This is a genomic window from Sphingomonas citri (assembly GCF_019429485.1).
Lineage (GTDB): Bacteria > Pseudomonadota > Alphaproteobacteria > Sphingomonadales > Sphingomonadaceae > Sphingomonas > Sphingomonas citri.
The window spans coordinates 38,658-62,061 of record NZ_JAHXZN010000003.1 but is presented as its reverse complement, the minus strand read 5'-3'; the positions used below and the strand labels follow the sequence as shown (position 1 = coordinate 62,061).

General features: G+C 70.4%; 20 protein-coding genes. 3 read left to right on the top strand and 17 right to left on the bottom strand.

Annotated features, from left to right (window positions below):
* Nucleotides 1–38: 38 nt before the first annotated feature.
* Together KZ820_RS10725 and KZ820_RS10720 are read right to left on the bottom strand one after the other, a co-directional pair.
* Complete coding sequence (locus KZ820_RS10725) at nt 39–1,547, bottom strand: tryptophan halogenase family protein (protein ID WP_219748633.1); 1,509 nt, start codon at nt 1,545–1,547, stop codon at nt 39–41.
* A gap of 58 nt (nt 1,548–1,605) precedes the next feature.
* Nucleotides 1,606–4,740, bottom strand: a complete 3,135-nt coding sequence (locus KZ820_RS10720; protein WP_219748632.1) for a TonB-dependent receptor — start codon at nt 4,738–4,740, stop codon at nt 1,606–1,608.
* A 300-nt stretch (nt 4,741–5,040) separates the two neighbouring features.
* On the opposite strand from KZ820_RS10720, the gene KZ820_RS10715 reads away from it, so the two are divergent.
* The 3 genes from KZ820_RS10715 to KZ820_RS10705 all read left to right on the top strand — a co-directional run bounded on the left by KZ820_RS10715 (nt 5,041) and on the right by KZ820_RS10705 (nt 7,481).
* Nucleotides 5,041–6,072, top strand: a complete 1,032-nt coding sequence (locus KZ820_RS10715) for a cache domain-containing protein (RefSeq protein ID WP_219748631.1) — start codon at nt 5,041–5,043, stop codon at nt 6,070–6,072.
* 48 nt (nt 6,073–6,120) lie between these two features.
* Nucleotides 6,121–6,999 (top strand): type 1 glutamine amidotransferase, encoded by an 879-nt coding sequence (locus KZ820_RS10710; protein ID WP_308462196.1) that lies wholly within the window; start codon nt 6,121–6,123, stop codon nt 6,997–6,999.
* Nucleotides 7,000–7,064: 65 nt separating this feature from the next.
* Nucleotides 7,065–7,481: a cupin domain-containing protein gene (locus KZ820_RS10705; RefSeq protein ID WP_219748630.1), complete on the top strand. Its 417-nt coding sequence runs from the start codon at nt 7,065–7,067 to the stop codon at nt 7,479–7,481.
* Nucleotides 7,482–7,530: 49 nt separating this feature from the next.
* On the opposite strand, the gene KZ820_RS10700 is transcribed toward KZ820_RS10705, so the two are convergent.
* The 15 genes from KZ820_RS10700 to KZ820_RS10630 all read right to left on the bottom strand — a co-directional run bounded on the left by KZ820_RS10700 (nt 7,531) and on the right by KZ820_RS10630 (nt 23,196).
* Nucleotides 7,531–7,773, bottom strand: a complete 243-nt coding sequence (locus tag KZ820_RS10700) for a glutaredoxin domain-containing protein (protein WP_258048086.1) — start codon at nt 7,771–7,773, stop codon at nt 7,531–7,533.
* A 66-nt stretch (nt 7,774–7,839) separates the two neighbouring features.
* Nucleotides 7,840–9,567, bottom strand: coding sequence for a hypothetical protein (locus KZ820_RS10695; protein WP_219748629.1), 1,728 nt, complete (start codon nt 9,565–9,567; stop codon nt 7,840–7,842).
* A gap of 15 nt (nt 9,568–9,582) precedes the next feature.
* On the bottom strand, nt 9,583–10,659 hold the full coding sequence (locus tag KZ820_RS10690) for a protein-glutamate methylesterase/protein-glutamine glutaminase (RefSeq protein WP_219748628.1): 1,077 nt from the start codon (nt 10,657–10,659) through the stop codon (nt 9,583–9,585).
* A 5-nt stretch (nt 10,660–10,664) separates the two neighbouring features.
* Nucleotides 10,665–11,474, bottom strand: a complete 810-nt coding sequence (locus KZ820_RS10685) for a CheR family methyltransferase (protein ID WP_258048111.1) — start codon at nt 11,472–11,474, stop codon at nt 10,665–10,667.
* 89 nt (nt 11,475–11,563) lie between these two features.
* Entirely contained in the window at nt 11,564–13,216 is a 1,653-nt protein-coding gene (locus tag KZ820_RS10680) for a methyl-accepting chemotaxis protein (protein ID WP_258048085.1), read from the bottom strand.
* A gap of 125 nt (nt 13,217–13,341) precedes the next feature.
* Nucleotides 13,342–15,396: a methyl-accepting chemotaxis protein gene (locus KZ820_RS10675; protein WP_219748625.1), complete on the bottom strand. Its 2,055-nt coding sequence runs from the start codon at nt 15,394–15,396 to the stop codon at nt 13,342–13,344.
* A gap of 118 nt (nt 15,397–15,514) precedes the next feature.
* A complete protein-coding gene (locus KZ820_RS10670) occupies nt 15,515–16,009 on the bottom strand; it encodes a chemotaxis protein CheW (protein ID WP_219748624.1) in 495 nt (164 codons plus the stop codon).
* Nucleotides 16,006–17,790, bottom strand: a complete 1,785-nt coding sequence (locus KZ820_RS10665) for a methyl-accepting chemotaxis protein (protein WP_219748623.1) — start codon at nt 17,788–17,790, stop codon at nt 16,006–16,008. The genes KZ820_RS10670 and KZ820_RS10665 overlap by 4 nt, the downstream gene beginning before the upstream one ends.
* Nucleotides 17,791–17,890: 100 nt before the next feature.
* Entirely contained in the window at nt 17,891–18,415 is a 525-nt protein-coding gene (locus KZ820_RS10660; RefSeq protein WP_219748622.1) for a chemotaxis protein CheW, read from the bottom strand.
* Nucleotides 18,412–20,400, bottom strand: coding sequence for a chemotaxis protein CheA (locus tag KZ820_RS10655; RefSeq protein ID WP_219748621.1), 1,989 nt, complete (start codon nt 20,398–20,400; stop codon nt 18,412–18,414). Before KZ820_RS10655 ends, KZ820_RS10660 begins: the two co-directional genes overlap by 4 nt.
* Nucleotides 20,397–20,765 (bottom strand): response regulator, encoded by a 369-nt coding sequence (locus KZ820_RS10650; RefSeq protein WP_219748620.1) that lies wholly within the window; start codon nt 20,763–20,765, stop codon nt 20,397–20,399. The genes KZ820_RS10655 and KZ820_RS10650 overlap by 4 nt, the downstream gene beginning before the upstream one ends.
* On the bottom strand, nt 20,762–21,073 hold the full coding sequence (locus tag KZ820_RS10645; RefSeq protein WP_219748619.1) for an STAS domain-containing protein: 312 nt from the start codon (nt 21,071–21,073) through the stop codon (nt 20,762–20,764). The genes KZ820_RS10650 and KZ820_RS10645 overlap by 4 nt, the downstream gene beginning before the upstream one ends.
* Before the next feature lie 412 nt (nt 21,074–21,485).
* A complete protein-coding gene (locus KZ820_RS10640; RefSeq protein WP_219748618.1) occupies nt 21,486–21,683 on the bottom strand; it encodes a Trm112 family protein in 198 nt (65 codons plus the stop codon).
* Entirely contained in the window at nt 21,680–22,303 is a 624-nt protein-coding gene (locus tag KZ820_RS10635) for an LON peptidase substrate-binding domain-containing protein (RefSeq protein ID WP_219748617.1), read from the bottom strand. The genes KZ820_RS10640 and KZ820_RS10635 overlap by 4 nt, the downstream gene beginning before the upstream one ends.
* On the bottom strand, nt 22,300–23,196 hold the full coding sequence (locus tag KZ820_RS10630; protein ID WP_219748890.1) for a tetratricopeptide repeat protein: 897 nt from the start codon (nt 23,194–23,196) through the stop codon (nt 22,300–22,302). The genes KZ820_RS10635 and KZ820_RS10630 overlap by 4 nt, the downstream gene beginning before the upstream one ends.
* Nucleotides 23,197–23,404 lie beyond the last annotated feature (208 nt).

Sequence of the window (23,404 nt, the reverse complement as noted above, 5' to 3'; positions counted from 1 at the left end):
CCATCGTCCCTCTTCCCGGTTGGCGCCGCGGCGCGCTGTCACTGCCCCCCGCCCGCGACGCGGCGGAGGAAATCCTGATGCGGCTCGGCCAGCCGCAGCGTGCCCGCGATCGCCTCGCGCATCCGCGTCAGGCTGTCGGTTAGCGTCGCGACATCATATTGGTCCGCCAGCGGCGACGGTCGTGCGGGCAGATCGTCGAAGCCGGCGTAGAGGCTGAGCCAGCTCGCGTCCTGGAACGTGTCCCACTCGCGTCGCACGAACTCGCCCGCAGCGCGCCACGCGTCGAGCTTTGCCTGTAGCCCGTCGGTCGGCGGCACCGCGCGGATCGCATCCCAGAAGGGCTCGCCCTCGCGCCGGTTGGGAAGGTAGTGGAGCAGCAGGAAGTCGCGGATCCGCTCGAACTCGAGCACTGACTGGCGGTTGTAGGTCGCCGCCAGGCGTGGGTCGAAGCCTTGGTCGGGGAACAATGGGGCGAGCCGGTCGAGGCCCGACTGGATCAGCGAGATGCTGGTCGACTCGAGCGGCTCGAGGAAGCCCGAGGCGAGGCCGAGCCCGACGACGTTCTTCTCCCAGAAGCGCGCGCGATGCCCCGCGGTGAAGCGCAGCCGGTTGGCGGGAGCGAGCGGCTCACCTTCCAGGCTTTCGCGCAGCAGCGTCTCGGCCTCGTCGTCGCTCGCGAAATCTGAGCAATAGACATAGCCGTTGCCGGTGCGGTGGCGCAGTGGGATGTGCCACTGCCACCCCGCCGGGCGCGCCGTCGCGGTGGTGAGGGGGCGGTGCGGGCCCGACGCGCGGCACGGGATCGCCACCGCACGGTCGCACGGCAGCCAGCGACGCCAGTCGACGTACGGCACCTCCATCGCCTCGCCGAGCAGCAGGCTCCGGAAGCCCGAACAGTCGATCCAGAGGTCACCTTCGACGCGCGTGTCGTCCTCCAGCCGCACCGCATTGACCGCGCCGCGCTCGCCGTCGCGCAGCACCTCGGTGATGCGGCCCTCGACGTGGCGGACATGGTTGGCCAGCGCGAGCCGCTTGAGCAGCGCGGCGAACTTCGAGGCATCGAAGTGGAGCGCGAAGTTGAACACGCCGAGGTCGTTCGCCGGGCGCTCGGTCGGGGGCAGGAACAGGTTGCGCTCGGCCAGCTGGGTCGCGACGCAATAGGCGCCGAGCGACGTCGGATCCCCCGCCTGGCGCAGCTTGAGCCAATAATGGTGGAAGGCGACGCCGCGCGCCGCCACGCCGTACAGTCCGAAGGGATGGAAGAAGTCGTGGCCGTCGCGCTGCCAGTCGCGGAAGCGGATGCCGTATTTGATCGTGCCCTCGGTCTCGCGCAGCACCTCGGCCTCGCCGAGTTCGACCGCGGCGAGGAAGTCGCGGATCGCGGGCACGGTCGCCTCGCCGACGCCCACCGTGCCGATGGCGGCGCTCTCGACGACGGTGATAACAAGACGAAGGTGCGCGAAGCGCCGCGCCAGCCAGGTCGCCGCCATCCAGCCGGCGGTCCCCCCGCCGACGATCGTGATCGAGCGGATCGGTGCGTGCGTCATGATGCGTCCCTCACCCGCCACCGCTCCTGCCCGAGGGCAAGAGCGGTGACCAGGGCGATCAGAAGCGGACGCGCGCGCCGGCGATGAAGCGCCGCTCGTAGATGTTCTCGTTGAACACCTGGTCCGGCCACGTGAGATAGTAACGCTCGGTCTCGGCGGTCAGGTTGGAGGCCTGGCCGTAGAGCGTGAGGAACGGCGTCACGTCATACGAGATCGAGGCGTCGAGATAGTTGGTCGGCGCCTGGTACTGCGCGAGCCCGACGATGCCGCCGTAGTTGGACGACACCAGCCGCTTCGAGCGGTAATTGTAGGCCACGCGCGCCTGCAACCCGTACTTCTCGAACCAGAGCGCCGCGTTGATCTGGTGCTTCGAATTGTCCTGGAAGGGCTGGTTGTTGCCCGCCAGGTCGACGAGCCCCGCGTCGCCCAGCGACAGCGTGTAGTTGGCGTCGACGCCGAAGCCGCCGAACAGCCCGTTGACGCCGTAATCGGCCAGTGACTGGCGCGCCGAGAGCTCGATGCCCTTGAGCGTGCCGCCCTCGCCCTGGCGGAAGGTGTTGGTCACGACCTGGCGGCGGATCACGCCGTCATTGTCCGGGATGTCGCTGCGCAGCTCGGTGGTGCGATCGATGAAGCTGTCGACCGCGATATAGAAGGCACCCGCCGCGACCAGGCTCGAACGGCCGGTGTAATATTCGAGGCTCGCCTCGACGTTGGTGGCGCGCCACGGGTTGAGGTTGGGGTTGCCGAGCGAGTCCGCGGTCTGCGCCTCGAAGCGCGGCGGCGAGATCTGCGTGTTGATCGCATAGCCGACGTTGAGGCCACCGCCCCACTGCTGGAAGTCGAGCAGCGTCATCGTCTTCGAGAAAGCGGCCCGGGCGCGCAGCTTGTCGGTGACGTCGAAGGCGATGTTGATCGACGGCAGGAAGTCGGTGAACTGACGCTCGGTGACGACGTCACCCGCGTCCACGCCGGAGACGCCGTAGGGCTGCGGCGCGCCGAGGATGTTCTGGCGCACGTTGAGGCGGGTGTTGACCACCTGCAGGCCGCCGTTGGCGCGGAACGCCATGCCGAGCAGCTCGCCCTCGCCGGAGACCTGGGCATAGCCCGAGATCTGGCGCGTGTTGACGTTGAACGACAGCGCCGGGTTCACGATGTTGACGCTGCCGGGGTAGAATTTGTTCTGCCAGGCCTCGCTGTCGTCCATCGCCTTCGGATCGAGCGCGTAGAGCGCGGGCGTGCCCGCGGCAGGCAGCGCATATTGCTTGATCAGGCCCGCGAAGATCGGGTCGGTCGCCTGGCGGGTGAGTCCCGCGGTATAGGCGCGACCGGCAGGATCGAGCACCGAGCACGAGTTGTCGTTGAGGTTGACGTCGAACGCCTTCCACTTGACCAGGCAGCCCGCCGCCGGGTTCTGCGGGTTGTCGGTGTTCCCGGCGTAGAAGGGCGAGGCGCGGTCGAAGGTGTATTGCTCCACGCTGCGCTCGCCGTAGCGCGCGCCGAACGCGATCTTGAGCTGGTCGTTGGCCTGCCACTCGCCATCGGCGCGCAGCGCCCAGATGTCGCCGTTCTGGTAGACGTTGCCCTCGGACGAGATCGTCTTGAGGCCGTAGCGCGACGGGTCGCTCGCCTGCGCGAGGAAGTCGGGCGAGAAGCCGAACACCGGCGCGCCGCTGGAATAGTCGATCGTCGCGGTCGGGCTGTAGACCTGATAACCGGTCGGATTGAACTGGCGGTCGCCGCCGATCGAGGCGGGGTAGTTGCCGAGGCCGCCGATCTGCTGGCCGCCCGGATTGGCGCTGCCGTCGGGCTGATAGCCCCACTGGCGGCCGTTGGTCAGGCTGAACTGAGTGTACGACTGATCACGGTTGCGCGAGGCCTTGCCGTAGATGCCCCGCACGGTCGCCTTGAACGTGTCGCTCGGCTTCCAGTCGAGCTGGAGGTTGTAGTTCTGCGACTCGCTCTTGGTGCGGAACGTCTCCGAGTAGCTGTCGAAGCTCGGCAGACTATAGGTATATTGCTGGACGGTGTTGACGTCGAAGCCGTTGACCACCGCGCCGGTGTCGCGCGACTTCGTCGGCGAGAAGGGCGAGGAGAGCCAGTCGACGTTCTGGAACTGGAAGCCGGCGGTGCGGTCGTACTGCGTCTGGCGCGTGTAGAAGCCGTCCGCAGTGAGGCGCAGCGCGTCGTTGATCTCGAACTGCAGCGACGCGTTGGCGCCGAAGCGCTGGCGATCGGTGATGCGGTTCCATGCCGTGTGCGACTGCGGCGTGATGAAGGCGTCGTTGGCGTCGCCGTCACCATTAACGTCGTAGCCGACGATCGCGCCCGCGGCGTTGCGCACCGGGGTGCCACGGCTGACGCCGTTGTTGCCAACCGCGAAGTCGCCCTGGTTGGTGGCGCTGCCCGACTCGTTGCGCAGCGCGACGCCATAATCCTGGATGCCGCGGAAGCTGTTGGCCAGCGTCAGGTCGCTGTACGCCGCCGAGACGAGCAGTCCGACGCGATCGCCGTGGAAGGCGATCAGCCCGTTGAACGACGGATTCCACTTTTCGGTCTTGTCGCCGTACTGGCCCTCGCCCGCGGCCGAGAAGGTAAGGCCCTGCTTGAGGTCGAACGGGCGCCGCGTCAGCAGGTCGATCGTGCCGGTGAGGCCCGCCTGCTGGAGCGACGCGGTCGGCGACTTGAACACGGTCGCGCCCGAGAAGAGCTGCGACGGGATGTCGGTGAAGTTCGGCTGCACCGTCGTCACCGAGTTGGCGCCGAGGAACTGCTCGCCGTTGAGCAGCGTGGTCACCTGTGGCAGCCCGCGGATGTTGACCGCGGCACCTTCGCCCGCGTCGCGGCGGATCTGCACGCCGGGGATGCGCTGAAGCGAGTCGGAGATGGTGACGTCGGGCAGCTTGCCGATATCCTGCGCGCTGATCGCCTCGACCACGCTGTCGGCGTTGCGCTTCACCTCGATGGCGCGCGCCTGCGAGGCGCGGATGCCAGTGACGACGATATCGGCGGGCTCCTCACCGGCCTGGTCGGGCGCCGCGACGCGGTCGGGATCGGTCGTCGCCGCGTCCCCGGTGGCGGTACCGGCGCCGGTCTGCGCCAGTGCGTCCAGCGGCAGGCCGAGCAGCCCGACCAGCGACACGGCGGCGAGCAGCTTCGCGCGGCTCGCGTTCAACCCATTGAGCCCCTTCATAAATCCCCTCCTGAACAACGCGCTCTACGGCGATACGTCAATCAAATTGATTTAATCTGTGGAAGTCCTCGCACTGTCAAGCGTCAAACCGCGGCGGGAACAGCTATGATGTGAACGTTCTCTCACATTATACGCATTAAGTATGATCAATGATGCGCAAGTAGCCTTCGGGCGGAGCAGCGAAAACGATTTGGCGCAACGCCGGAGGTGGCGTCGCGAGCGGCGTGAGCGCTTGACACAGGTGAGTTACCCCGGGTTCACGCTCTTCGCCTATACCGCCCGCTCCATCTGGGAATAACCATGCCGCGTCGCATCCGTTCGCTGTTAGGATCGCTCAGCACCGAGGTGCGCGCGCACGCGGACCGCTCCGAGGCGATCGCGGCGCAAACCAAATTGCTCGCGCTCAATGCGGCGATCGAGGCGGCGCGTGCGGGTGAGGCGGGCCGCGGCTTTGGAATCGTGGCACAGGAGGTGAAATCGCTCGCGGCGCAGGCGAGCAGCTCGTCGCACGCCTTCCGCGAGGAACTGCTCGGTCGACTGCGTCAGGGCAGCGAGATCGCGGCGGAGCTGGTCAGCGAGCTCGAGGGCGGGCGGCTGGGAGAACTGGCGCAGTCGATCGCCGACGCGCTGGCGCGAATGCTGCACGACCGCTCGGTCGACGTGCGCTTCCTCGCCTCGGACCATGCCATCCGCGAGAGTCTGCTGCTCGACAAGGATCCCCGCGCCGAGACGCGGGCGCTCGAACGGCTGCGCGCGCTGCTCGGCTATTCGCCGTATTTCCTCAACGCCTTCCTGGTCGACGCCGAGGGCAAGGTGCGGGTCTGCGCGCACGAGAATATGGCGGTGCGCGACGTCCATTTCGCCGAGTTCGCGCAGTTCCGCCGGGTGCTGTCGGGGGGCGCGACGGCGGGCTGGGTCACCGACGAGGTCTGGGTCAATCCCTGGTCGAACGATCGCAAGGTGCTGATCTATGTCGCGCCGGTGGTGTGCGAGGGCGTGATCACCGGCATCTGCTACCTCGAGTTCGACTTCGAGGGCCAGGTGGCCGAGCTGATCGGGGTGATGAATCGCGCCGCGCGCGCGACCATCTCGATCGTCGATCCCGAGGGCCGGGTCGTCGCGACCACCGGCGGCTATCGCCATCTCGAGCCGCACCCGCATGTCGTCACGAGCACGGAGCGGCTCACCCGCGCGCTCGACGGACTCACCGTCGCCCAGGCCAGGGTGCCAAGCGACCACGGCATGCCCGGGCTGGGCTTTCGCTGCGTCATCGAGGATCATGTCGCCTCGGAGAGCGAGATCGTCGCCGCGCTGACCGGGCGCTCGCGCTAAGTCATTGACGAGCGGAGCCGATCGCCCGCCGGCTCGTTCCAGCGCCCCGTGTCCGATCTACTCGTCGCCGCTTTGTCCTTCCTGGTCGCCGAGAGCGAGCCGCCCGACGCACGCGCGCATCGACGCGACAGCGTCGGGCGCAGCTCGGGCGAGACCTATGCCGCGCTGCTCGAGACGATTGCGCCGGGCGCGACGATCACCCGGATCACGCCCGCCGACGACGGCGCGACGCCGCCCGGCATCGCTGAGATCGCGGAGTATGACGCGGTCTTCCTCACCGGCTCGCCGCTGCACCTCTACGACGACAGCCCCGAGTGCCGCCGCATCATCGCCTTCATGCGCGACGTGTTCGGCGCTGGCGTGCCGTCGTTCGGCTCGTGCGCGGGGTTGCAGGTCGCGGTCGTCGCGGCGGGTGGCCGCGTGCGCGCGATGGGTGAGCGCCGCGAGGCCGGGTTCGCGCGCCGCATCGCGCCGACGACGGCGGGGCGCGACCATCCGCTGCTGCATGGCCGGCCGCCCGCCTATGACGCGCCCGCGATCCATACCGACGAGGTCGCCGAGCTGCCCGCGGGCGCGACGCTACTCGCCGGCAACGCGGTGACCGCGGTCCAAGCCGCCGAGATCTGCCACGGCGACGGCGTGTTCTGGGGCGTGCAATATCATCCGGAGATCGACCTGGGCGAGGTCGCCGCCGCTTTGCGCCGCCAGGCCGATGACCTGATCGAGCACCGGCTCGCGCGAGACGAGGTGGACGTCGCCGCACAGGCCGAGCTGGTCGAGACGCTGCACGCAGCACCCGAGCGGCGCGACCTCGCCTGGCGGCTCGGGCTCGACTCGCAGGTCATCGACGCGGCGACCCGCTCGACCGAGATCCGCAACTTCATCGAGCGCCTGGTGCTGCCGACGCGGGCACGCCGGCGCGGCTGAGCCACGGGAACGCTCTGCCGGGCTCGAACGTCCGGCTCCACGAGACATCAAGGAAGGACGATCCCGTGACGATCTTCAACAAGGACATGGTCGAGCTCGCGTCGAAGAACGAGCTCTGGCAGAAGGAAGTGTACCGCGACGCCAAGGTGCAGATCGTGCTGATGAGCATCCCGGCGGGCGAGGAGATCGGCATGGAAACCCACCCCGCCGACCAGACCACCTTCATCGTCGCCGGCGACGCGCAGGTGGTGATCGACGGTCACTCTACCAAGGCCGGTCCGAACCACCTCGTCGTCGTGCCGAAGGGCGCGCAGCACAATATCGTCAACAAGGGCAGCGGCGAGCTCAAGCTCTTCTCGGTCTACGCACCGCCCGCCGAGCCCGAGGGCGCCGCGTTCCGCACCAAGGAAGAGGCCGAAGAGGCGGAGAAGGGCCTGCTCGCCAAGGCCGCCGACAAGGTCCGCGAGGCGATCGGCCACTGAGGAGGACAGTGGGGGCAACGCGCCCCCGCCGACCCGACCGGCGTCGCGCTCAGCGGCGCTGGAGCCAGCGCTCCAGCTCGTCGCTGCCGCCGACGCGCTCGCCGGCGATAAAGACCTGTGGGGTGGTCTCGACGCCCTGCTCATGCTCGAACCGATCGACCGCGTCGCGGGTTGCCAGGATCTGATCGTCCACGTCGAATCCGGCCTGCTCCAGCATCGCCTTGGCGCGCACGCCGAACGGACAGACATGGTCGGGCAGCACCATGCGGTAGAGAGTGGCCTGCTGAGTCATCGTCGGTTCCTCGTCTCAGGGGATTAGCCCCCCAAGCCGCGTCGACGCCGCGGGTTCCGCCGCGACTCAGAACAAGCCGTCCCCGTCCTCCTCGGGCGCCACCGCCTCGCTCGTCCGCATCGTCATGCCGGGCAGCAGGAAGGTCGCGTGGATCTCGCGTTCGCGCGCCATCGTGTAGAGCCCGGCGATCCACGGCATGAGGTCACGCAGGCTGGCCTTATCGGCATCGCTCAGCGTCGCGTGCCCTTGGGTACAATCGTGGAGAGAGCCCGACGCGGCCTCGAGCGCGCTGATGAACATCTGCTGCTCGTGCAATTCCTCGACGCTGTGCTCCAGCGCCGCGACGATCCGGCGCGCCTCGTCGCCGCTCCCGGCCACCGCCGCATCCGAGCGCTCGCACGCGGCGCGCACCACCGCCAGCGCGTCCCGCAGCGTCGCGCGCGCGTCGCCGCCGGCAGCCGCACGGTCGCCGCCCAGGGCGATGCCGCCGAGCGCCGCGATCTGTTCCACCACGGTGCCGCGCAGCCGCTCCAGCTTGCGCGCACACGGGTCGACCTCGCTGGCGATCACCGCCACCGCGCGACCGATGTCGCCGTGGCGCCGGCAGAGCAGTCGCGTGTTGATCGCGATGTCCTGCACGTCGAGCGTCACTGCGCGGATCGCCTGCAGACCGCGGCCGAGATCGACCACGGTCTCCTCGACGAAGGCCGCCAGCATCGCCGACTGCTCGTCGGTATCGAACAGCCGCGCAGTAATGTCCCCCAGCGCGGCGATGCCCTGCTCCAGCCGCAGCAGCGCGCCGCCGTCACCGCCGGCCTCGCTCGTGCTCTCCGCGCCTCGCGCCGCCTGCGCCTCCACCAGCGCGAGCAGCTCGGCCGCGAGCGGGCCGAGCCGCGCGAGCGAGTCGAGCAACGCGATGCTCTCGTGGCGGAAGTCGTCCGCGATCGCGCGCATCTGCGCCGCGATCAGCCGCGCGACATGCGCCACCGCGCCGCGTGGCGGGGGCGCCGGACGTTCGCCGTTGATCCCCGCCGACGGATCGATCACCCGTAGCACCGCGACGCAATGCTCGACCCGCTGGCGCACGCTGTCGCCGATCTGGATCGCGCCGAGCACGCGCGCCACCTCGCCCTGCACCGTGCGGGTGATCGCGCTCACCTCGTGCGCCATACGCGTCATCGCGGCGAGCTGCGCCTCGAGCGTGTCGGCACTGGCGGCGAGCTCGGCCGGCGCCTGCGCGCCCACCTTGGCGCACTCCCCGGCGAGCCGCGCGTCGGTCGCCTGCACGTCGGCGACGATCCGCCCGAAGCGCTCGAGCTCCTGCGCGAAGCGGCGTAGCTGCTGCTCGCTGCCGTCCAGCTTGGCCTGCATCACCGCGACGAATTGGAAGAAGGCGGGCTCGCCCGCCGAGGCAATCTTGATGCTCATGCCGTAGCAGCCGAGCAGCCGCATCACTTCGCCCATCTCCGCGAGCAGTGCGCGCAGCGCGCGCGTGCGTTGGGTCAGCTCCGCGACATCCTCGGCGCGCCGGCGCTGCGTCTCGGGCAGCGCGGTGAGCCGCGCCGCGGCGGCGCGCAGCTCGGCCACCGCGGCGCCAGCGCGTTCGGGTGCGAGCGCGCGCTGCACCTCGTCGAGCGCGCCGGCCATCCGGTCGATCGTATCGATCGCGGCGGCGAGCGTCTCCCCGACCCCGCGAAAGCGCCCCTCCAGCCCGCCCGCGAGCGCGTTCAGCCCGTCGACGAGCTGCTCGATCGGGGTGAGATCGCGATCGGGCGTGATCGGGGCTACCAGCATCCTTCCTCCTCTGGCTCAGCGCGCCGTGGCCTGGAGCAGCTCGCGGGCGATCCGCCCTAGCGGCACCACGCGATCGGCCGCGCCGCGCGCGATCGCTTCCTTGGGCATGCCGAACACCACCGAGGTCGCCTCGTCCTGCGCGATCGTGCGCGCGCCGGCCTGCTTCATCTCGAGCAGCCCGCGCGCACCGTCGTCCCCCATGCCCGTCATGATCACGCCCACCGCGTTGGCGCCGGCGTTGCGCGCGGCCGAGCGAAACAGGACGTCGACCGAGGGGCGATGGCGCGACACCAGCGGGCCCTCGCGCACCGCGACGACATAGCGCGCGCCGTGCCGCTCGAGCAACGTGTGACGCAGCCCGCCCGGCGCGATCAGAACGCGGCCGCGCATCACCGTGTCGCCGTCGGCGGCCTCGTGCACGTCGACCGCGCAGAGCGAGTCGAGCCGCTGGGCGAAAGCGCGCGTGAAACGCTCGGGCATGTGCTGCACCACCACCATGCCCGGTGCGTTGGCGGGTAGCGCCTCCAGCACCTCGCGCAGCGCCTCGGTGCCGCCGGTCGAGGCGCCGATGCAGACGACCATCTCGGTGGTACGACTCATCGCGTTGCCACTCGGGGGTGGCAGCACCGCGTCGGCGGAGAGTTTGCGCTGCGGCCCGTCGGGCACGTTCCGCGCGCTCGGCCGGGCGCGCAGCCGCGCACGCGCCGCGCCCTTCACCGTCTCGCGGATCTGCACGTGCGCGTCGGCGAGATGTTCGACCACGCCGAGACGCGGCTTCAGGATCACGTCCACCGCCCCCGCCTCCAGCGCCTGGAGCAGCGTCTCCGAACCCTCTTCCACCAGCGATGAGCACATCACCACCGGGATCGGTCGTTGTGCCATCAGCTTGCGCAGGAAGGTCAGCCCATCCATCCGCGGCATCTCGACGTCGAGCAGGATCACGTCGGGCACCACCTGCCGGATGTGCCGCGCCGCGACGAACGGGTCGCTGGCAGTCGTCACCTCCAGCTCGGGGTCGGCAGTGAGGATCGCGATCATCGCCTGCCGCACGCTGGCGCTGTCGTCGACCACGAGGACGCGGGTTTTGCGCATCGTGCTCATGCCCGCGCGAACACGGTGCCCGCGACGGGCACCAGCGGGAGATCGAACCCGGCGATCGACTCGCTGTGGCCGAGGAACAGCAGCCCGCCCGGCGCGAGGCAGTCGGCGAGCCGGCGCACCACCGCGACTTGCGTATCGCGCTCGAAATAGATCAACACGTTACGGCAGAAGATCAGGTGCATCGGCGCACCCACCGGATAATGTTGCTCGATCAGGTTGAGCGGCGCGAAGCCGATCGCCGCGCGCAGCTCCGGCGCGATGCGCAGCTCGTCCCGGCCATCGAGCGCGTGGTGGAGATAGCGCTGGCGCAACAGCGGCGGCACCGGATCCAGCTGCGCGGTCGGGAACACGCCGCGGCGCGCCACTGCCAGCACCTCGGTGTCGAGGTCGGTCGCGAGGATGCCGTAATCGGGCCCGCCGTGATCGATCGCGAAGGAGTCGAGCAGCATCGCCAGCGTGTAAGGCTCCGCCCCGGTCGAGCAGCCCGCGCTCCAGACGCGGAGCCGCGGCACGCCGGCGTCGCGCAGCCGCGGCAGCACCTCGGCCTGGAGATAATCGAAGTGGCGCGGCTCGCGAAAGAAGTCGGTCTTGTTGGTGGTTACCGCGTTGAGCAGATGCTCGCGCTCGGCCGGCAGGCCGCCGCACTCGAACAAGGTGGCACAATAGTCCGCCAGGCTCGCGTGGCCGGTGGCGCGGACGCGGCGGCGCAGCCGTCCCTCGAGCATCGTCGTCTTGCCGTCGGGCAGCCGGATACCTGACTGCTCGAGAATATACGCGCTCAGTCGAGCAAAGTCGCGGCGCGACAGTCGGTCATCCGGTGCGGGACGCGGTGCGATCGTGCCGACGCGAGCCTCCGGCCGCGCGGCGAGGCACTCCGACGACCGGTTCGGCACGGTCATGCGGGGAACACGCGCTCGACACCGCGGCCCGGCCCGTCGGCCAGCGCGATGGCGACGCCGCGGGGCGGCACCGCGGCCCGCAGCGCTCGGGTCACCATGGACGGCTTCGATCCGGCCGGGCGCTCGCGGCGTGCCGCCGCTGGCTCAACCGCCCCCGACTCGGCGAGCGTGAAGAAGGCGATCTCGCGGGTGAGGCGTTCGGCCTCCTCTGCGAGCAGTTCGGCGGTGGCGGAGATCTGGTCGGACGACGTCGCATTCTGCTGCGTCACCTGATCGAGCTGCTGCATCGCCAGGTTGATCTGCGCCGCGCCGAGGTCCTGCTCGCGACAGGCGGCGCTGATCTCCGCGACCAGGTCGTAGGTGCGGCGAATGTCAGGTACGAGCCGCGCGAGCATGTCGCCGGCCTTCGTCGCGGCGGCAGCGGTCTCGCCCGACATCGCCCCGATCACCGAGGCCGCGGCCTCGCTGCGCTCGGCGAGCTTGCGCACCTCGGCCGCCACCACGGCGAAGCCGCGGCCGTGCTCGCCGGCGCGCGCCGCCTCCACCGCGGCGTTGAGCGCGAGCAGGTCGGTCTGGCGCGCGATCTCCTGCACGATGTCGATCTTCGCCGCGATGGTGCGCATCGCGCCGACCGCGTCGCGGACCGCCGCGCCGCTCTCCTCGGCGTCGCGCGCGGACTGGCGCGCGATCGCTTCCATCTGCGCGGCATTGTCGGCGGTCTGGCGGATGTTCGCCGCCATCTGCTCCATCGAGGCGGACGCCTCTTCGGTTGCGGCCGCCTGCTCGGTCGCGCCCTGCGACATCTGCCCCGACGCGGCGGAGAGCTGCTGGCTGTTCGCCGCGACCTGCTCCGAGGCCCGCGCCGTCGCCGCGATCGTCTGGCCGAGCAGCCGCGCCATGCCGTTGACGTGATCGGCGACCGCGCGGATCTCATCGTCGTGGCGAGTGGTGATGCGCGCCGTCAGGTCACCCCGCGCGATCGCCGCGACTCCGTCTCGGATGAGGCCGAGCCCGTCGCTGATCTGGCGCGAGATCCACACCGCGCCCACGAGCGCGCTCAGCAGCGCCGCACCCGCGGCGATGAGCAGCAGCGAGCGCGCCCGATCGAAGGCCGAGTCGGTCTCCTGATCGACCACCTGCATCCGGTCGCGCTGAAGCTTGACCAGCTCCGCCAACACATGCGCCAGCCGCTTGGTCGCGCGCTGACCTTCCGCCGCGCTCAACGCACCCGCCTGCCGGTCGCGGCCGCTCATGCCGAGGGCACGGATCTGCTCGTCGAGCGGCTTGTAGCGCTCCCACTCCGCTCGTGCCGCGCGCCAGAGCGGTGACCCCTCCCGTGAGGCATGCGCGGTGCCGTCGTCGAGAAGAGCATCGATCTTGCCGGCCGCTGCTAACGCCACCTGATTGTCGCGCTGCTCGACATCCTTGTCGTTCGACTGGATGACGTCCTTCTGAGCATTCAGCAGGCGCCCGAGTTCGCCGTCGAGCGTGAGCGCGCGCTCGAGCTGTCGCGCCGGCCCGGTGATCACCTCACCGATCGCCGTGTTCAACATCGTCAGCCGTGACACGCCGGCGGTGACGATGCTCGCAAGAAGCGCGATGATGATCCCGAACGTTAGCCCCAGCTTCGACTTTATCGTCGCACGCATACCCAATCCCACGAGCAGACACTCGACCATCGTGGCGGCGCGAGCGTCGCCTGGGTCCGAGGTGTTGAAGAGCGAGGGGCGGCCGAACCGGTCCCCGCCCCTTTTATATGACGACGCCGCACGACCTATCCGGCTTCCGCCGCGCTGTTGTCGCCGGCGAGGTCGAGCGCCGAACCGCGCGCTTGGCGGAGCCAGTCGACGAGCGCGCCTGCCTTCAGCGAGCGCTTCGATCGCGCGGTGGGCGCTGCCCCCGAGCGCTCGAGCACAGCCGGCTCGTCACCGCTGTTCGGCCGCGCGGCGGCGACGGCCCGCGTGATCGGCTGCGATCCGTCGGTGTCGACACGAAAATAGGTCAGGTCGCGACGCAGCGCATCGGCCTCGGCGGAGAGCGCGTCGGCGGTCGCCGCGATCTGCTCGGCGGCGTTGGCGCTCTGTTGCGTCACCTGATCGAGCTGCTGGATGGCGAGGTTGATCTGGCCGGCACCGAGATCCTGCTCGCGGCACGCCGCGCTGATCTCCGCCACCAGCTCGGCGGTGCGGCGGATGTCGGGAACGAGTCGGCCGAGCATCTCACCGGCGGCAGTGGCGGCCTCGCTCGTCTCGCCCGACATCGCGCCGATCTCCGCCGCCGCGTCTTGGCTGCGCTCGGCGAGCTTGCGCACCTCGGCCGCCACCACCGCGAAGCCGCGGCCGTGCTCGCCCGCGCGCGCCGCCTCCACCGCGGCGTTGAGCGCGAGCAGGTCGGTCTGGCGCGCGATCTCCTGCACGATGCCGACCTTCTCCGCGATCGCGCGCATCGCCCGGGTCGCCGTCTGCACCGCCGCGCCGCTCGCCTCCGCGTCGATGGCCGATTGGCGCGCGATCTTCTCGGTCTGCGCGGCATTGTGCGCGTTCTGGCGCGTGTTGCTCGCCATCTGCTCCATCGCGGCGGATGCTTCCTCCGCCGCCGCGGCCTGCTCGGTCGCCCCCTGCGACACCTGCTCGGCCGCGCCGGACAGCTGCTGGCTGTCACCGGCCACGCGCTCGGCCGCCGCCACGGCGTGGCCGACGATCGCGCGCAGCCGCTCGATCATCGTCGCCAGCGCGCGGCCGAGCTGATCCTGCTCCGAGCGCGCGCGATGATCGATGGTGAGATCGCCCGTCGCCACCGCCTCGGCCAGTGTCGCGGTGGCGCGCAGCCCGGCCAGCATCGTCACCAGCGCCTGGCCGAGGATGTCGGAGTCCGACTGTGGCGTCGGCCGGGCGGTGAGGTCGCCGCCCGCGACCTGATCGGCGATCCGCGCGATCACCTGCATGTTGCGGCGGATCAGGTCGATGTCGTCGGCGAGCTGGTCGCTGAGGCCGCCGTAGCGCCGCGCCACGCCGACTTTCGTCTCGCCGACCGACACCGCGCGCAGCGTCGCCGAGACGGCGCCGATCGCCTCCCGCACCGCGCGCACACTGCCCTGCATCTGCCCGATCTCGTCGCGGCGCCCGGTGTCGATCGGGTCGGCGATCGTCGCCAGCTCCTCCTGCACCGCAGTGACCGGCCGCGCCAAGGTGCGCGACAGCACCACGACGACCAGCAAAGCGATCAGCGCGCTGGCGAGCGCGCTGGCGAGTATCTCGAGCGGGACGGCGACGAAGAGAGTGTCTTGCTGGCGGCGCCGCTCGGCACGCAGGGCGCGGAGGGTGCTGGCAACGGCGCCGTAGCGCGCGCGCAGTTCGTCGAAGAGGCGCTTGCCGGCGCCGCCGCGCTCGATCGCGCGGGCACGCTCGCGCGTGCGCGGGTCCGCCATCAGCCGGACTCCCGGCTCCGCCACCGTCTCGCGCCAGCGCGCCGCCGCACCGCGCACGCTCTCCACCTGCGCCCGCAAGTTCACCACGCCACCGGCGTCGGACAGAGCGGCGAGCGAGGCGCGATCCAGGTCGGTGCCGCCGCGCTGATAGGCATCGAGGAAGCCCGGATCGGCCGCGAGCAGATAGCCGCGATAGCCGGTCTCCTGATCGGTCACGGCCTGCATCATCTCCGAGACGTCGCCGATCAGGACGGAATAGCGACGGTTCTCCTCGCCGATCGTGCGTGCTCTCAGCGTCTGGACGAACACGGCCGCGTCGCCGACCAGTGTCAGCAGCAGGATCGCGCCGATGCCGAACGACAGCTTGCGCGCGATGGGTAGGTCTTCGATCAGTCGCTTCATTCGATCGGCTCCGCGGCAGGGCGACCGGCGATGGGCCGGAATGCTTCCATGATAGAGGGTCGCCTCGCCCTGCCCGTCCGCGCGCGCGCGAAGTCGTTGCCATCCCTCGTGCCGGAGATCAGCCGCTCTCCTCCGCGGTATCGATCAGCAGCTCGGCATCGGCGTCGCTCGAGAAGATGCTGGCGAGGTCGAGCAGGATGGCGAAGCCGCCGTCGCGGCGCAGCACGCCGCGCAGATGCTCGGCCTTCCAGCGCACGCCCAGCTCGGGCGGCGGCTCGATCGCCGCTGCGGCATAGCCGCGCACGTCGAGCACGCGATCGACCGTGAGCCCCAGCGTCACGACCGCGGCGCGCTCGGCGAGCGTCACCTCCACCACCAGCACGCGCGTCATCGGCGTGACCGCGGCCGGTGCCAGCCCGAGGCGCAGCCGCAGGTCGATCACCGGCACCGAGGCGCCGCGCACGTCGGTGAGGCCGAGCAGCCACGCCGGGGCATGGGGCACGCGGAAAGGCGCGTGATGGTCGAGGATCTCGCGCACCTCGCCGACCGGCAGCGCGAACTGCTCGTCGCCCAGCGCGAAGACGACGACCTGGAGCTCGCCCGTCGCGCTCATGCCGCGCGACCGAAGTCGGCGTCCTCACGATCGGGACCGCCGCTGCTGAGATCGAGCGCGAAGCCGCGCGACCGCGCCGGATCGCCGGCGCGATGCGGCGGCGTGGCCGCCCGCGACGGCGGCGCGGCCGCTGCGCGTGACGTCCGGCGCGGTGCGCCTGCGCTCGGCCGCTGCTGATCGGTGCGGAAGAAGCTGATGCTCTGCTGGAGCTCCTCGGCCTGGCCCGCGAGTTCGTCGGCGGTGGTGGAGATCTGCTCGGCGGCGCCGGCATTCTGCTGCGTCACCTGGTCGAGCTGCTGGATCGCGAGGTTGATCTGTCCGGCGCCGAGGTCCTGCTCGCGGCACGCCGCGCTGATCTCCGCCACCAGCTCGGCGGTGCGGCGGATGTCGGGTACCAGCCGGGTAAGCATCTCGCCCGCGTCGCCGGCCGCCGCGACCGTGTCGCTCGACATCGCGCCGATCTCCGCCGCCGCGGCCTGGCTGCGTTCGGCGAGCTTGCGCACCTCCGCCGCCACCACCGCGAAGCCGCGGCCGTGCTCGCCCGCGCGCGCCGCCTCCACCGCGGCGTTGAGCGCGAGCAGGTCGGTCTGTCGCGCGATCTCCTGCACGATGCCGATCTTCTCCGCGATGGTACGCATCGCCCCCACCGCTCTCTGGACCGCCGCCCCGCTGATTTCGGCATCCTGCGACGACTGGCGCGCGATCTTCTCGGTCTGCGTGGCGTTGTCGGCATTCTGTTTGATGTTGGCCGCCATCTGCTCCATCGACGCGGACGCTTCCTCCGCCGCCGCGGCCTGCTCGGTTGCCCCCTGCGACACCTGCTCCGAGGCCGAGGAGAGCTCCTGGCTGCCGCCCGCGACCTGCGCCGCCGCGCCGCTCACGTCGCCCACTACGCCGCGCAGCCGCGCCACCATCGCCACCATCGCCTGGCCGAGCCGGTCGCGCTCGGACAGCGGCACGTGCTCCACCGTCAGGTCGCCGCGCGCGATCGAATCGGCCAGCGCCGCGGTGCCGCGCAGGTTGGCGGTCATGCGGTTGACCGCTTCGACCAGGTCGCGGATCTCATCGTTGCCCGAGACTCGCACGTCCTGGTCGAGGTCGCCGAGCGCCACCGCCTCGATCGCGGTCGAGGCGGCGCGCAACCCGCGCGATACCAGCAGCGCGATCCACACCGTCCCCGCCACCGCCACCGCCACCGCCACCGCAGCGGTCGCCATCAGCGTCCGGCGCGACCGGGCGTAGAGCACGTCGGTGTCCTGTTCGGCGCGCTGCATCGAGGCGCGATTGGCGGCGACCATCTGGTCGCTCGTCTGGGTGATCTCGTCGCCGAGCTTGAGCGCCGCGCCGAGTGACAGCCGCGCCGCCTCCGCGTTCTGATTGGCGAGGGCGAGCGCACGGATGCGGTCGTTGACCGCCTTGTACGCGGCCCATTCGTCCTGCAGCCGACCCCAGCGCGGCCTGTTCTCCTCCGAAGCCTGGGCCAGCCCCTCGGCCATCAGCCGCTCGACCCGCGCGCGATCCTGGCCGAGCCGCTCGTCGAACGTACGCGTCAGCGCGTCGTCGGTCGTCATCGCCATGTTTTTCTCCATGCGCATCACGTCGCCCAGCGCGTCGTTGAGCGCGAGCGAGCGCAACGCGCGCTTGGTCGGCCCGTCGAGCACCTCAGCCATGGCGGCGTCGAGCGCCCCCATCCGCGTGATCGCGACGCCGACGACGGCGAGCAGCAGCAGGGTCAGCACCGAAAAGGTGACGATGAGTTTCAGCTTGATCGTGGCACGCATCACTGGGGTCCTCGATGAGAGGGTCGGTACGATGTGATTGAGATTGTCAGGGCGAAGGAGCCGGTGGTCGCCGGATGAAGTCGCCACGGCGCCGCCCTGCTCATCCCCCGACGCCCGTGTCGTCGAACGCCGGGGCGAGAATGGCGGCGAGGTCGGGCAGCACGATCACGTCGTCGCCCGAGCGCACCAGCCGCCGCATATAAGCGCGCGGCCAGCGCACGCCGACGCTCGGCGCGTCCCCGCTGCTCGCCTCGGCGAGTGTCACCACCTCGCGGACGCGGTCGGCGCGCAGGGCGAGCAGCAGCGTCTCATCGTCGAGCGCGAGTTCGGCCACGACGAGGCGGCTCTCCACGGTGGGTGGCGCTGCGACCATGGCGAAGGCCGCGCGCAGGTCAGCCACCGGCACGATGCGGCCACGGTGGTTCACCACCGCGCCGACCAGCGCGGGAGCGCCGGGCACTGCGGTCTCGGGCAGCAGCTCGACGATCTCGCGCACCAACGTCGCCTCGATCGCGAAGCGCTCGCCGCCGAGATCGAAGGTGAGCACCTCGAGTTCGCCGTGCGCATCCCAGGCGATCGCTGCGGAGCCTTTGACCAACCAGCCGCCGATGGAGCGCGCGCTCATGCCGCCTGCTCCATCGCCGCCTCAATCTGCTGTCCGAGCGCGACCAGTTGCGCGACATCGAGGATCAGCGCCACGCCACCGTCGCCCAGTATGGTAGCGCCCGAAAACGAGCCGATGCCGCGGTGGAACGGCGAGAGCGCCTTCACCACCGTCTGATGACTGCCGACGATCTGATCGACCACCAGCCCGACGGGCTCGCGCCCGGTCGCGACCACCACGATCTTCTGAAAGGCATCGGGTGGAGCGTCGCTGGCGAACAGCTCGCGCAACCGCAGGAACGGCACGAGCCGGTCGCGCAGCGTGATCAGACTGCGGCCGAGCGACCGGCGGTCCTCCTCGGCGGAGAGCTCGAGGCACTCCTCTACCGCCGCGAGGGGGATGACATAGCACGCCGTGCCGACGCGGACGAGCAGCCCGTCGATGATCGCCAGCGTCAGCGGGATGCGCAGCGTGATCGAGGTGCCGGCGCCCTCCGTGCTTACCAGCTCGATCGTGCCGCGCAGCCGCTCGATCTCGCGCTTGACCACGTCCATGCCGACACCGCGTCCGGAAAGGTTCGTCACTGCCGCGGCGGTGGAGAAACCGGGATGGAAGATCAGCGCGAGCAATGCCGCGTCGCTGAGCACCTCGCCGGGCGCGACCAGCCCACTCGCCTCGGCCTTGGCGCGCACGCGCGCTCGGCTGACGCCGCGACCGTCGTCGCTGATCGTGATCACCGCCGCGCCGCCCGCCTGGTGCGCCGCCAGCCGGATCGTGCCGGTCGCGCCCTTGCCGAACGCGATCCGCTCGTCCGGCGGCTCCAGCCCGTGATCGCAGGCGTTGCGAACGATATGGACGAGCGGGTCGAACAGCCGCTCACCCACGCTCTTGTCGATCTCGGTCGACTCGCCCGCCGTCTCGAGCGCGATCGCCTTGCCGGTCTCACGCGCGAGATCGTGCACCAGCCGGCGGAAGCGACCGAACAGGCTCGCTACCGGCACCATCCGCAGCACCATCATCGTGTCGCGCAGCTCGCCGGCGAGCCGCTCGATCTCCTCCGCGACCGAGCGCAGCAGCAGGTCGTGGCGGTCGCCGGCGAGCTGGCTCAGCCGACTCTGTGCGATCACCAGCTCGCCGACACGGTCCATCAACGTATCGAGCCGCGCCGCGGGCACGCGGACCAGCTCGCCCTGCGCGACGCGGGCGCGGCGCTCGCCGGACGTGTCGGGCGCGGGCTGGTCGGCCGCGGATCGCTCGTGCTCGCGCGCCGCTTCTAGTACCGGCGTCACCTCGGTCGCGGTGGTGGGCGCCTCGGCTGACGCGAGCGGCGTCACGCTCAGCTCCATATCGTCGAGCACGAAGAGGAACACGTCGTCGATCGCGGCGCGCGGCACGGCGCCGCGCAGCTCGGCGTCCCAGGCGATCAGGCAGTCGCGCTCGGCGAGCTGGTCGAGCGGCGGGATCATGTCGCGCCGCGCCACCAGGGTGCAGTCGCCGAGCGCGCGCAGCTCGTCGAGCAGCGCGAGCGCGTTGGTGCCGTGCGCCAGCGCCGCCCGGGGCAGCCGGAACGACAATCGCCAGCCGGAGGTAGCTGCCTCTCGCCCCGCGGATCGCGGCGGCGCGGCAGGCTCGGTTCGGGGAGCGTCGACCGCGGCGGCGAGCCGGACCAGGATCGCCGCTCCGTCCTGCGGGACGGCGTCGCCCTCCACCAGCGCACGCATGTGGTCGCGCGCGGCGAGCGCGGTGGCGACCAGCTCGAGCGTGGCACGGGCGCGACCCTTGCGCACCCGGTCGAACGCGCTCTCGATATGGTGGGTGAAGGCGGCGAGCGCGTCGAAGCCGAACATCGCACCAGAGCCCTTGAGCGTGTGCAGCCCGCGGAACACCGAGTCGATCAGCGCGGGATCGTCCAGCCGGTGAGTGAGGTCGAGCAACGCCTGCTCGACCTGATCGAGCAGCTCGCGCGCCTCCACCCGGAAGGCGGCGGTGGGATCTTCGATGCTCACCGCCCCAGCACCTTCTGCACCACTCGGATCAGCTGCTCGGGCTCGAACGGCTTGACCAGCCAGCCCGTCGCGCCGGCGGCCTTCGCCTGCGCCTTCACCTCCGCGTCCGACTCGGTGCTGAGGAAGATGATCGGTACGCCCGCCTGGGCGGGCTGCTCGCGCAGCGCGCGGATCATGCTCAGCCCGTCCATGTTCGGCATGTTGAGATCGGTGACGATCAGGTCGAAGCGGGTCGCCGTCGCCCTGGCCAGTCCGTCCGCGCCGTCGCACGCCTCGGTCACCGTATAGCCCGCCCCCGTCAGGGCGATGCGGATCGCCATGCGCAGGCTCGCGCTATCGTCGACGGTCAGGATCGAGGCACTCATCGCGGCGGGTCTCCGTGAAACCAGAAATCATGGTCGGTGGCGTCGAAGCCCTTGATGAAGCCGGCGCGCTCCAGCGCCCTCGCCAGACCGGCGCCAGCGGGCGCGGCCAACGCGACGTCGACGCCGTCGCGTGACGCCTGCCGCCGCGCCGCCTCGACGAGCTGGAGCAGCGCGAGATCGGGGGCGGCGACATGGGTGAGGTCGAGCTGTATCGAATCTCCCCGGGCGAGCGCCTCGCGCAGGGCGGCGGCGAGCCGGTCGATGGTCGCGAGCGAGAAGCCGCGCTCCGCCACGATCGCGGTGGTCATACCGGTCAGATCCTCGTCCAGACACCATCTCGCCTCGGCCCTGCGGGAGCCGAACAAAGCGCACGCGTCGCCGCGCCACTCCCGAGCAAGGGAGCAGCGCACCGACGTCCCGCGCGATGGCCTGGCGTGCGACCGATCATGGGCGCTTCGCTGCGGGTCGTCATCACGTCCGATCTTCTTTCCTGCCCCATCGATGAGACGCTATCCGGTAGCATCGATGAAGCAGAAGCTGACGAACGTGCTGAGCACATGCCGTTTACGGCATATTAGCTAGCGAAAGGAAAGCCGACCTATACTTGATCACCGATCTGGGTCAGCGCCGATACTAGGCGGCATCACGCGGACATAGCAGGATCAAGTCACGAGTTAGCGGGTAGCACTTCGCCAGAACGGGTCAACCCGTTCCGGTGATCTACTCCGCGTCGTCGAGCGGCACCGCCGCCTCGACCAGCAGCACCGGCACGCCGTCGCGCACCGGATAGCCGCGCCGCGCCGCGTCCGACACCAGCAACCCGCGCACCGCATCGTAGCGCAGCGGCGTGCGCGTCGCCGGGCACACCAGTCGCGCCAGCAGCCAGGGATCGAGGATCGGCGGCACCGCGTCGCTCACTGCAGCGTCACCCGGTCCTCACCGTCGTGACGGCCAAAGAACTGCATCAGCTGCACCAGCAGCTCGGCGCGATCGGCGATGCCGTCGGCCTCGAGCAACGCCTGTTTGGCCGCCACGTCGAACGGCGCGATCTGCGCGATGCCGTTGACCAGGCTGGTGTCGTCGAGCCGGCCTACCGCCTTCCAGTCGACCGCATAGCCCTGCACCGCGGCGAATCGTCGCGCCTCCAGCTCGAGCGAGGAGCGCGCGCCAAGCGACAGCGTCTCGTCAGGCGGCGACGGCAGCAGCTCCGCCTCGATCTGGCGGAACGGCGTCGTCACCTCGATCTCGCGCACCAGGCGGAACAGCGCGAGGCCTTGCAGGATCAGGTTGTAACGCCCGTCCTCGAGCGCCTCCACCTCGGCGATGCGGCCGACGCAGCCGACCTCGAACAGCCCGGGCTTGCCGCGATCCTCGCTGTCCGGGCGCGGCTGGATCATCGCGATGCGGCGGTCGCGCGCCATCGCGTCGGACACCATCGCACGGTAGCGCGGCTCGAAGATATGCAACGGCAGGTGCAGCTGCGGGAATAGCAGCGCGCCTGGCAGCGGAAAGATCGAGAGCCGCGTCGTCTCGCTCATCCGAACAGCGTCGCCGACAGCTTGCGCCGCTGCGCCGCGACCCAGGGATCCTCGAGCCCGACCACCTCGAACAATTTGAGCAGCTGCTGGCGCGCGGCGCCCTCGTTCCAGTCACGCTCGCGCGCGACGATCGAGAGGAAGCCCTCCGCCGCGGCGTCGCGGTTGCCCGCGGCCATGCGGGCGTTGGCGAGGTCGTAGCGCGCCTGGAGGTCGTCCGGGTCGGCCGCCACCGCCGCCTCCAGCGGGGCGAGATCATCCACCGCCGGCGCGGAGCGTGCCAGCGCCAGCGCCGAGCGCGCGCGCGCCATGTCGGGCAGTGCCGCCACCTCTTCGGGCAGCGCGGCGATGGCGGCGTCGGCCTCGTCTACCTGCCCCGCCGCGACCAGCGCGCGGATCCGGCCGGACAGCACGCCGGGATGGTCAGGTGCCATGTCGGCGAGCTGGTCGAAGATCGACAGCGCGCGCGCCGCATCACCCTCGGCCAGCACCTGCTCGCCCATGGCGACCAGCGGCTCGAGCTCGGCCTCCTGCTCCTGCGCCTCGCCAGAGATCGGCAGCTGGCGCAGCAGCTGGTCGAGAATGGTGCGCAGCTGCGACTCGGTGCGAGCGCTTGTCAGATCGGCGACGAGCTGCCCCTGGAACATCGCGTAGACGGTCGGGATCGAGCGGACCTGGAACTGCGCGGCGATGAACTGATCCTTGTCGGTATCGACCTTGACCAGCACCACGCCCTTGTCAGCGTAATCGGCGGCGACCTTCTCCAGCACCGGTCCCAACGCCTTGCACGGCCCGCACCACTCGGCCCAGAAATCGATGATGACGAGGTGGGTCATCGAGGGTTCGACGACCTCGGACCGGAAGCGCTGCACGGCCTCCTTCTCTGCCGGTGACATTCCTAGCGTGGCCAAGGGGCGCTCCTGCGATTGCTGGGGCCCTTATGTGGGAAGGCGAGAGGGGATACAAACCCCCTGGAACATCTGGGGCGCCGCCAGCGACGCTTGCTGGGCCGCGGCGAGCGCGAGGGTCGGTCGGACGGCAGCGACACGCCTGATCCATATCCTGCGTCATCCCGATCTCGCCTCAGGATCCACGGTGCAGCGA

What these genes read in the sequence shown, in the direction of transcription:
- KZ820_RS10645 (WP_219748619.1), bottom strand. Translation starts at nt 21,073, where the DNA reads ATGACCACCGCGATCGTGGCGGAGCGCGGCTTCTCGCTCGCGACCATC.
- KZ820_RS10635 (WP_219748617.1), bottom strand. Translation starts at nt 22,303, where the DNA reads ATGAGCGAGACGACGCGGCTCTCGATCTTTCCGCTGCCAGGCGCGCTG.
- KZ820_RS10695 (WP_219748629.1), bottom strand. Translation starts at nt 9,567, where the DNA reads ATGCTGGTAGCCCCGATCACGCCCGATCGCGATCTCACCCCGATCGAG.
- KZ820_RS10675 (WP_219748625.1), bottom strand. Translation starts at nt 15,396, where the DNA reads ATGAAGCGACTGATCGAAGACCTACCCATCGCGCGCAAGCTGTCGTTC.
- KZ820_RS10680 (WP_258048085.1), bottom strand. Translation starts at nt 13,216, where the DNA reads ATGCGTGCGACGATAAAGTCGAAGCTGGGGCTAACGTTCGGGATCATC.
- KZ820_RS10660 (WP_219748622.1), bottom strand. Translation starts at nt 18,415, where the DNA reads ATGAGCGCGCGCTCCATCGGCGGCTGGTTGGTCAAAGGCTCCGCAGCG.
- KZ820_RS10725 (WP_219748633.1), bottom strand. Translation starts at nt 1,547, where the DNA reads ATGACGCACGCACCGATCCGCTCGATCACGATCGTCGGCGGGGGGACC.
- KZ820_RS10665 (WP_219748623.1), bottom strand. Translation starts at nt 17,790, where the DNA reads ATGCGTGCCACGATCAAGCTGAAACTCATCGTCACCTTTTCGGTGCTG.
- KZ820_RS10720 (WP_219748632.1), bottom strand. Translation starts at nt 4,740, where the DNA reads ATGAAGGGGCTCAATGGGTTGAACGCGAGCCGCGCGAAGCTGCTCGCC.
- KZ820_RS10630 (WP_219748890.1), bottom strand. Translation starts at nt 23,196, where the DNA reads ATGTCACCGGCAGAGAAGGAGGCCGTGCAGCGCTTCCGGTCCGAGGTC.
- KZ820_RS10715 (WP_219748631.1), top strand. Translation starts at nt 5,041, where the DNA reads ATGCCGCGTCGCATCCGTTCGCTGTTAGGATCGCTCAGCACCGAGGTG.
- KZ820_RS10700 (WP_258048086.1), bottom strand. Translation starts at nt 7,773, where the DNA reads ATGACTCAGCAGGCCACTCTCTACCGCATGGTGCTGCCCGACCATGTC.
- KZ820_RS10690 (WP_219748628.1), bottom strand. Translation starts at nt 10,659, where the DNA reads ATGCGCAAAACCCGCGTCCTCGTGGTCGACGACAGCGCCAGCGTGCGG.
- KZ820_RS10670 (WP_219748624.1), bottom strand. Translation starts at nt 16,009, where the DNA reads ATGAGCGCGACGGGCGAGCTCCAGGTCGTCGTCTTCGCGCTGGGCGAC.
- KZ820_RS10650 (WP_219748620.1), bottom strand. Translation starts at nt 20,765, where the DNA reads ATGAGTGCCTCGATCCTGACCGTCGACGATAGCGCGAGCCTGCGCATG.